Consider the following 10,114-nt stretch of genomic DNA (forward strand, 5'->3'; position numbering starts at 1 on the left):
ATCCGGTGAAAGCCTTGAGAAATGAGTAGTAAGTTGACCAGTTAACAAGTTGACGAGTTAACAAGGAAGAAGAAGCTTAGGAGAGATAAATTGACCATTCACGTAACAAGACCCAACATATGCTAAAGAATTATTTTAAGATCGCATTCAGGAACCTGTGGCGTCACCGGGTTTTCTCCTTTATCAATATTATGGGGTTAACCGTGGGTATGACGGCCTGCCTGCTCATATTCCTGTATGTACGGTTTGAAATGAGTTACGATAAATTTCATCCCAAAGCCGATCGCATTTACCGGATGGTAACCGATCTGAAAACACCCACAGAGACCATCAACACCGGAGGTCCGGCCTGGGCGGTGGCTCCTCATTTAATGCTTGATTTTTCCGAAATAGAAGCAGTCGCCCGGGTGAACTATGACAATGTGTTGTTCAGAAAAGGCGATATAAAATTCAACGAAGAAGGGGCTATCTGGGTCGACTCAGCTTTCCTCAGCATATTTCATTTCCCATTATTAAAAGGGAATGCGCGCACTGCATTAAATCAGCCCTTCAGTGTGGTGCTGTCAGAAACAGCTGCAAAAAAGTATTTCGGCAAAGAAGACCCCATGGGTCAAACAATCCTGATCACCAGTGAGGGAAAGCCGGCAATGGTTACGGGTGTTATGAAAGATATGCCCGAAAACACCCAGATAAAAAGTGAAGTGTTATTGTCACTAAGTACTATTACCAACGAATTCGCCAAAGGCATTAATGACCAGTGGTCTAACTATGGTCCCTTTACTTTTATCCTGCTTAAACCCGGTACAAACCCCACTGCATTGCAAAAGAAATTTCCTTCATTCCTTGATAAATGGAATGGCACGGAAATGAAGAAAATACAGATGTTCCCTACCCTGTTGCTGGAACCGTTGAAAGATATATACCTGAGATCAACCCGCGGCTTTAATTTTGGCAGTCTCAAAAATGTGTACATATTCTCTGTTATTGCATTGTTTATTCTCCTTATTGCCTGTATTAATTTTATCAATCTTACTACAGCCAGAGCATCGGAAAGAGCAAAAGAAGTAGGCATTCGAAAAGTAGCCGGCGCCGTGCGTGGTCAACTGGCGCGGCAATTCATGGGCGAATCGGTGATCATCTGTTTGATCGCTTTTCTGTTAACGCTGGGGCTTTCTTCCCTGTTGCTTTCACCTTTTAACCAACTGGCAGGCAAGATCATCAGCACAGGTATCTTTAAAAATATCGGGTTGTTGTTCCTGTTATTAGGTATTGCCCTTGTAATCGGATTGTTAGCGGGTATTTACCCGGCATTTATTTTATCTTCCTTCAAACCCATAATGGTTTTAAAAGGCCGGTTTGCCACCGGCGCCAAGGGAAGCATTTTACGCAAGAGCCTTGTTATTATTCAATTCGCTATTTCTACCGCATTGATCATTGGCACCATTACCGTGTATTCACAAATGCGTTATATGCGAAACAGGGACCTTGGCTTCAACAAAGACCAGGTACTGGTAATAGAAACCGGCGAAGGCAACCGGGAAGCCTTGCAACAAGCTGTTGCTCGTTTACCGAACGTTCAGGCAACCTCATTGTCGGCTAGTGTACCGGGCAGTAATCATCCGGGCGCCTATTCCGAAATAGAAAATATAAAGGGCGATATGCAGATTGCCAACCTCGATCTTTATTGGGTGGATTTCGATTACATTCCGCTGTACAAAATAAAAATAGTAGCAGGCCGGCCATTTGACCGCGCGTATAAAACAGATTCAAACAATGCGATGATCCTGAATGAAGCGGCTGTAAAGATCCTGGGATACAGCTCCCCTTCGCAGGCAATTGGCAGGCGGTTTAAACAATGGGGACATGAAGGGCAGATCATTGGCGTAATAAAAGACTTTAATTATCATTCATTGCAATCACCCATAAAGCCGTTGACCATGCGTATGGAATGGCCCCAGCTCAGGTTGTTATCAGCTAAGGTGAATGCCGCCGGTATCCAATCCACCATCGCCGCCATTGAAAAAGAATTTAAAACAGTGATCCCCAACCGGCCGTTTAGCTATTATTTCATGGATGAATTCTTTGACCGGCAATACCGCAGTGAAGAACGCTTTGGCAGACTGTTCCTGAATTTTGCGGCACTGGCTATCTTCATCTCCTGTTTAGGCTTATTGGGGCTTGCATCTTACAGCACCATGCAACGTACCCGGGAGATCGGCATCCGCAAAGTGATGGGCGCTTCGGTGTCGAATATCATCAACCTGTTATCAAGAGAATTTTTAAAACTGGTGTGCATCTCTTTCCTTATTGCCGCACCCGTTGCCTGGTATTTTATGAACAAATGGCTGCTCGATTTTGCTTACCGTACCAATATCAGCTGGTGGGTATTTGCCGGGGCTGGTATGCTGGCCGTGCTGATAGCCCTTTTAACCATCAGCTTCCAGGCCTTTAAGGCAGCCGTAGCCAATCCCGTAAAATCCCTGAGAACCGAATAGTTTCAAACCCAGAAAAAAGTAGACCACATGTTCAAGAATTATCTCAAAACCGCATGGAGAAGCATAGTACGCAGCAAAGCGTTCTCCCTGATAAATATAACCGGCCTGTCAATAGGCATGGCAGCCAGCCTGCTGGTATTTATTGTAGTGAAGTACGAATTGAGTTACGATACGTTTCAACCCAACTACAATCGAATATACCGCGTGGTAACGCAGGATAAATTCGACAACGACATTACCCACAACGCCGGCATACCCGTGCCTGCGCTGGCAGCTTTACGGAATGAATTTCCTCATATCCAATTTGGCGCGCTGCGTTCAACCTATGGCAGTCAGATCACGGTGCCTTCCGCTACAAATGGGTCTGGCAACAAGTTTATTGAGGCAACCGGCATCTTTTTTATGGAACCACAATTTTTCAATGTGTTCCGGTACGACTGGCTGGCGGGTAATGCTGCCGTCTTAAAAGACCCGGGCACTGTGGTGCTCGATGAAAAAACAGCTGCCAAATACTTCGGTAACTGGAAGCAGGCCATGGGCAAAACGTTGTTACTGGAAAATATGCTTCCATTAAAAGTAAATGGCATTATAAAGAATGTACCCGCGAATTCCGATCTGCCATTATCTGTGTTGATATCTTATGAAATCCTAAAAGAATACGGTGAATATTTTTCTCATGCTGATCAATGGAACAGCACCTCCAGCAATTTCAACATTTTTGCCCTGCTGCCACCCGGAGTAAAAATGGAAGACGTAAATAAGGGTTTGTTACAATTCAGCAAGAACCATTACCAGCATTTACATGCCAATTCCATAAAAACAAACTCGCTGCAACCATTAAGCAGCATCCATTTCGACCGCCAGTATGAATCATTTGGCGATCATGTGACCAGTAAATCAACACTGCTTACGTTGTTGCTCATAGGCATATTTATTATCCTGATGGCCTGTGTGAACTTTGTAAATCTGTCAACGGCCTTATCAGTTAAACGGTCGAAAGAAGTGGGCATTCGCAAAGTGCTGGGCAGTAACCGCGGACAGTTGTTTAAACAGATCATGAGCGAAACAGCCGTGATAGTAGGCATTTCTATAATGGTGGCCCTGGGCATTGCTTACCTGGCGCTGCCCTACATTAAACATATTGCTTCCATACAGGAATCGCTTACGCTGTTTACACCAGCCACTATCAGCATGATACTGGGTATAGGCATTGCGGTAACAGGGCTGGCAGGGTTGTACCCATCACTGGTAATGTCGAAGCTAAACCCCATCAATGCTTTAAAGAATAAAATGGTATCGGCCAATGTAGGTGGAGTATCATTAAGAAGAGGATTGGTGGTGATGCAATTTTCTATTTCACAGGTATTGATCATTGCAACTGTTGTTGCGATCAGCCAGATGAACTTTATCAAAAATGCCGATCTGGGTTTTCAAAAAGAAGGCGTGCTGATAATGAATGTAAGCGCTGATAGCAATTCGGTAAAAAAACAAAATGCTTTTAAACAACAATTGTTACAAATACCCAGTATAAGATCGGTTAGTCTTAGTTCCGATGAACCATCATCCGACAATACCTGGTCAACGAATTTCGCTTATGACCACCAGCCTGATGAAAAATTCCAGCTAACGCTGAAATATGCCGATGCCGATTACATAAAGACATTTGGTTTGCAACTGGTGGCCGGCCGCGCCGTTCAGGAAAGCGATACCATGCGGGAAGGCATGATCAATGAAACACTGGTAAAAAAACTGGGCGTAAAAAACGTCAATGATGTTATTGGTAAAAGCATTCGGGTGGGCAGAAACAAGTGGTATCCTATTGTAGGCGTCATGAAAGACTTCAAAACCAATTCACTGAAGGAACAAATAAAACCGCTGTTTATTTCAACGCAAAAGAATTTTTATACCCGGGTGGGCATTAAATTAAACACCAGCAATATAGCTGCCACCAAAGCAGCCATTCAAAAAACCTGGGACCAGTACTTTCCTGAATACGCCAGCTCCCCTGCTTTCTTCGATGAACGCATTGCGGAATTCTATCAGCAGGAGGAACAGTTGTCGCTGTTGTATAAGATCTTTGCTGGGCTGGCCATTTTTATTTCCTGCCTGGGTTTATACGGACTGGTTTCATTTATGGCGGTGCAAAAAACAAAAGAGGTAGGCATCAGGAAAGTATTGGGCGCTTCTATTACCAGTTTGTTGCAATTGTTCTCAAAAGAGTTCACCGTTCTTATCATTGTATCCTTCTTTTTTGCGATGCCGGTTGCCTGGTATATGATGCATAGCTGGCTGAATAATTTTGTATACCGCGTTCCTTTAAGTATCTGGTTCTTTGTTAGCGCCATCGTTGGCTCCGTAGCCATAGCCTGGATAACCGTGGGCTATAAAGCGATCAAAGCAGCATTGGCCAACCCGGTGAAAGCATTGAGAAGCGAGTAGAAATTGATAACCTAATATCAGCAAATCATGTTTAAGAACTATATAAAGATAGCCCTGCGAAATCTTTGGAAAAGCAAAGGCTTTTCGGCTATCAACATAATCGGGTTGGCCATTGGCCTGGCCACCTGTTTGCTCATTATGCTCTTTGTGCTCGATGAGCTCAGCTACGACCGTTATAATAAAAAAGCCGGTCGCATTTACCGGGTAGATAGCGATATAAAATTTGGCGGTAACCATTTTGTACTGGCAACAGTAACCGACCCCATGGGCCCTACGCTAAAAAAAGATTACCCGCAGATAGAGCAGTATGTACGTTTTAGGGGTATGGGCGGCCTGCTGGTAAAAAAGGGCAATGAGAATGTACAGGAAGACCATGTAATATATGCCGATTCTACCCTGTTCGATGTATTCACCCTGCCCATAATCGATGGCAACCCGCAAACAGCGTTACAGGCGCCCAACAGCCTGGTGATCACTGAAACCACTGCGCGTAAATACTTCAACACTACACAGGCAGTTGGCAAAAATTTCATCGTCAACAACCGGGATAATTATAAGGTCACCGGGGTTATCAAAGACATTCCTGCACAGTCACATTTCAATTACGACTTCTTTGTATCCATGGCTACCCTCGAAGAAAGCCGGCGTAATAACTGGTTAAGCAACAACTTTAACACGTATATCGTATTAAAGGAAGGCGCCGATCCCAAAAAGCTGGAAGCGCAATTTGATGCGCTGGTTGAAAAATATGTAGGTCCGCAGGTGATGCAGTTTATGTCGATCAACCTCGACGAGTTTAAAAAAAGCGGGAACTACGAAAAGCACTTCTTAACTCCGCTCACCAGCATTCACCTGCATTCAGATAAAGAAGCAGAATTAGGTCCCAACAGCAACATTCAATATGTATATATTTTTTCGGCCATTGCTTTTTTCATTTTACTGATCGCCTGTGTGAACTTTATGAACCTGTCAACCGCGCGATCGGCAAACCGCGCCCGGGAAGTAGGTGTACGAAAAGTATTGGGCTCATTAAAAGCCAACCTGGTAAAACAATTTCTTACCGAAAGCATTCTGATCAGTTGCATTGCGTTGGTACTGGCCCTCGCGCTTACCTTTGCCATGCTGCCCACTTTCAATCACCTGTCGGCAAAAGAAATTAAGCTTGACCTGCTTTCAAGCCCATGGCTATTGCCCATTCTGTTGATGATGGTGTTGATAACCGGTTTGCTGGCAGGCAGCTATCCCGCCTTTTATTTGTCGTCCTTTAAACCCATACAGGTTATCAAAGGCAAGCTGGCTTCGGGTTTTAAAACAAGCTGGTTACGCAGCGGGCTGGTGGTGTTTCAGTTTGCCATTTCCATCATACTCATTATTGCCACTATTGTGATCTATAAACAACTCCGTTATATTCAATCTCATAAAACCGGGTTTAACCGCGAACAGGTATTGGTGTTACATAATACCCAACCACTGGGCAGCAAGGCAAAAACATTTAGGGATGAAGTGGTAAAAATTTCGGGCGTTGAAAATGCTACCATGACCGGTTATTTACCTACCAATGGCTGGCGAAATGATAACCCGGTCTTTGCCGATCCCACCCTCGATCAAAAAAAGGCCGTATCCATGCAAACCTGGGATGTAGACGATCAATATATTCCAACCTTGGGTATGCAACTGGCAGCCGGCCGCAATTTCTCTATGGAATTTCCAACAGACTCTACAGGCATTATCATCAACGAAGCCGCCGCGAAGATGTATGGGTTTAACGATCCCATTGGTAAAAACCTGTATTTCATCCGCGATCTTAACAACCCCAAAAATGTCTCTACCCTGCATATTGTTGGCATTGTAAAGGATTTTAATTTCAGCAGCTTGCGGCAACAGGTAATGCCCCTCTCATTTTTCTTGGGACAAAACCCGGGCAACATAGCCCTGCGAATACACAGTACCGATATTCATCACCTCGTAACGCAAATTGAAAGACTGTATAAAGAGCTGGCGCCCGGTGAGCCATTTAATTATACGTTCATGGATGAAGACTTCAGTAATATTTACCGTACCGAACAACGGATGGGCGTAATTGCCATTTCATTTTCTTCGCTGGCTATTTTAATTGCCTGTTTAGGTTTGTTCGGACTGGCAGCTTATGCGGCTGAACAACGTACCAAAGAGATCGGTATCAGAAAAGTGCTGGGCGCCACCGTAAGTAATATTACCACCATGTTGTCAAAAGACTTTTTGAGGCTGGTGATCGTAGCAGCAGTTATTGCTTTTCCATTGGCATGGTGGGTTATGCACAGCTGGTTGCAGGACTTCGCGTATCGCACCAGCATCAGCTGGTGGGTGTTTATTATGGCCGGTGTAGTAGCCGCATTGATAGCCGTGTTTACCGTAAGCTTTCAAACAATAAGAGCCGCGTTAATGAACCCGGTGAAGAGTTTGCGCAATGAGTAACAGGGTGTACGCCGTTGTATCAAAACCGGACAGTTTCTGTATCGAAAACAAACGCACACGCCAATGATTCCCTTATAGTATCTTGCAAATCATCCTATTACATTCTGGCATGTATTGGGACTTAACTACAAACCAAGAACAAAAAATATGATCGAACTAAAGCACATTTCAAAATGGTACCAGGTAGGCGGTAAACCAACATTTATATTAAAAGATATTAATCTGACGATCAAAGAAGGGGAATTTGTTTCCATCATGGGGCCCTCCGGTTCAGGCAAATCAACCCTGCTGCACATCCTGGGTATGCTCGATGATGCCAACGAAGGCGAATATATTTTTATGGACCAGCCAGTGCATTCACTGAAAGAAAAGCAACGTTCACAAGTATATAAGCAATATGTAGGTTTTGTTTTTCAGGCCTACCACCTCATCGACGAGTTAACGGTGTACGAGAATATTGAAACGCCGCTTATTTATCAAAACATCAAAACAAACGAACGCAAGGCCATGGTGGCCGATATGATCGATCGTTTTAATATCGTTGGCAAAAAAGACCTCTTCCCTACCCAGCTTTCCGGTGGTCAGCAACAGTTGGTAGGTATTGCCCGCGCCCTTATTGCCAAACCCAAATTGTTACTGGCCGATGAACCAACCGGTAACCTGAATTCAAAACAGGGCGAAGAGATCATGGACCTGTTCAAACAATTAAATAAAGAAGGCGTAACCATTGTGCAGGTAACCCATTCAGAAAAGAACGCGGGGTACGGTTCGCACATTATTAACCTTTTGGATGGAAGAATCGAAAAGGGAAATTAGTGTTGACCAGTTGACCAGTTAACCAGTTGACGAGGTGAAAGATTTTGGGTTGACAAAGTTGATAGAGTTGACAGGGTTGATAAAAGGGCGAAGGATGAGATGAGTTAGAGATGAAAATAGAGAGGAATGTTACCATTTCGCGAGCCCTTTCACGTTTCACGTTTCACGTTTGCCGTTTCACGATTCACGATTCACGATTGCCGACTGCCAGTAAATAACCTTATAACAGAACAAAAACAAATGTTACTAAGAAAGACTTTTTTAGTGTTGAGTATAGCCATGAGTATGTATATGGATGGCCGGTCACAAATGATCACCGGCCGTCCATTATCACTGCAGGAATGCGTGCAGGCAGCCTGGGAAAGTAACCTGGATGTAAAGCAAAGCGACTTCAGCATGGAGCGGGCCGCTGTAACCTGGCGTCAGTCGAAGGCTAACCTGTTACCGAATGTGAGCGGAGAAATTGACCATACGCTTAACAAGGGCCGTAGCATTGACCTTAGTACCAACAGCTATATAGATCAGAAAAACACAACAGGCAGTTACCAGGTATCGGCCAATGTAACCCTGTTCAATGGCCTGCGGTTGATGAATACGCTTAAAAGCAGTCAATATGCCTATGAAGCCAGCAAAATGGAATTACAAACGAGCAAAGACCAGCTGATGCTGAACGTGATACTGGCTTACTTACAAATACTCACCAACAGCGATCTGTTACAACAGTCACTAAAAACGGCGGAAGTAGCCCAGAAACAGGTAGAACGCCTGGAGCTCATGAACGAGCAGGGCGCCATAAAACCATCGGACCTTACAGATCTGAAAGGATTGTTGGCCGATAACAAGGTAAGCATCATCACCAATCAGAATGCGTTTGATGGGGCCCGGTTATCCCTGGCGCAATTGATGAATACGTCCTATAACAAAGACTTACAGGTAGAGAGACTGCGGGCCGACCAGGTTGAAATGAATTATGCGGCTACGCCCGACAGCATTTTCACCATTGCCTTACAACAACTGGCCATAATAAAAGCCGCCGACCTGCGTACAAAGAGTGCAGAGAAAGCAGTACAGGCAGCAAGAGGAAACTTGTTTCCAAGTGTTGGCCTGGGCGGTGGATTCTATACCCCCTACTCCAGCGCAGCCCGTGATTCTGCATCGCGAAAGATCGAGTACTACGACCAGCTTAGCAATAATTACCGTACCTATGTAGGCGTTGGCATCAGCATCCCCATCTTTAATAATTTCCGATACCGTAACCAGATAGCGCTGGCAAAGATCGATCTTAAAACCGCAGAGTTTACCTCGAAAACAAAGCAAATACAGTTAAAGCAAAATATAGAACAGGATTATTTTAACATGACGGCGGCAAAGAACAAATACGAGGCATTGCTTGAACAGGTGGCTGCCTATGCCGAATCGTTCCGGGCTGCCGAAGTGCGGTTCAATAATGGTGCCGCTACCTCGGTTGACTATCTCATTGCCAAAAACAACTACGACCGCGCCAATGTAAACCTCATTATCGCCCGTTACGATTATGTTTTGCGTACAAAGATCCTTGACTACTATCAGGGAAAACCTTTGTGGTAATTTTACCGTTGCATATAATTTTTAATTAACTTAGCTATATGCGGAAGTAGCTCAGTTGGTAGAGTGGATGCTTCCCAAGCCTCAGGTCGCGAGTTCGAATCTCGTCTTCCGCTCAAAAAAAGAGGGCGTCTCAAATTTGAGACGTCCTCTTTTTTATTTATGATTATATAGTATAAACTTACTTCACCGCCTTTACCAGTAAAAACGTAGCCGGTATAGATGTTGTATTTGCATTACCGCTTCTATTCTCTTTATTAAATAATTCCTCCAACTCCCGTTGCAGATCGGCAGCCTTACCATTCTTTTCTGCAGCCTCAAAGGCA

General features: G+C 44.4%; 5 protein-coding genes and 1 tRNA gene. All 6 read left to right on the forward strand.

Annotation, left to right across the window (positions count from 1 at the left end):
- Positions 1-119: 119 nt before the first annotated feature.
- The 6 genes from ACJ751_RS28190 (at position 120) to ACJ751_RS28215 (ending at position 9,904) form a co-directional block, all read left to right on the forward strand.
- Positions 120-2,495, forward strand: coding sequence for an ABC transporter permease (locus tag ACJ751_RS28190; protein WP_407748881.1), 2,376 nt, complete (start codon positions 120-122; stop codon positions 2,493-2,495).
- A gap of 27 nt (positions 2,496-2,522) precedes the next feature.
- Positions 2,523-4,934 carry an ABC transporter permease gene (locus tag ACJ751_RS28195; RefSeq protein ID WP_407748882.1) on the forward strand — a complete coding sequence of 804 codons (2,412 nt, stop codon included), beginning with the start codon at positions 2,523-2,525 and terminating at the stop codon, positions 4,932-4,934.
- A 27-nt stretch (positions 4,935-4,961) separates the two neighbouring features.
- Positions 4,962-7,388, forward strand: coding sequence for an ABC transporter permease (locus ACJ751_RS28200; RefSeq protein ID WP_407748883.1), 2,427 nt, complete (start codon positions 4,962-4,964; stop codon positions 7,386-7,388).
- 147 nt (positions 7,389-7,535) lie between these two features.
- Entirely contained in the window at positions 7,536-8,204 is a 669-nt protein-coding gene (locus tag ACJ751_RS28205) for an ABC transporter ATP-binding protein (protein ID WP_407748884.1), read from the forward strand.
- Between the two features lie 240 nt (positions 8,205-8,444).
- Complete coding sequence (locus tag ACJ751_RS28210) at positions 8,445-9,791, forward strand: TolC family protein (RefSeq protein WP_407748885.1); 1,347 nt, start codon at positions 8,445-8,447, stop codon at positions 9,789-9,791.
- Positions 9,792-9,831: 40 nt separating this feature from the next.
- A tRNA-Gly gene (locus tag ACJ751_RS28215) sits at positions 9,832-9,904 on the forward strand.
- The last annotated feature ends 210 nt before the right edge of the window (positions 9,905-10,114 follow it).

The sequence above is a fragment of the Niastella sp. genome (genome assembly GCF_045805085.1).
GTDB lineage: Bacteria > Bacteroidota > Bacteroidia > Chitinophagales > Chitinophagaceae > Niastella.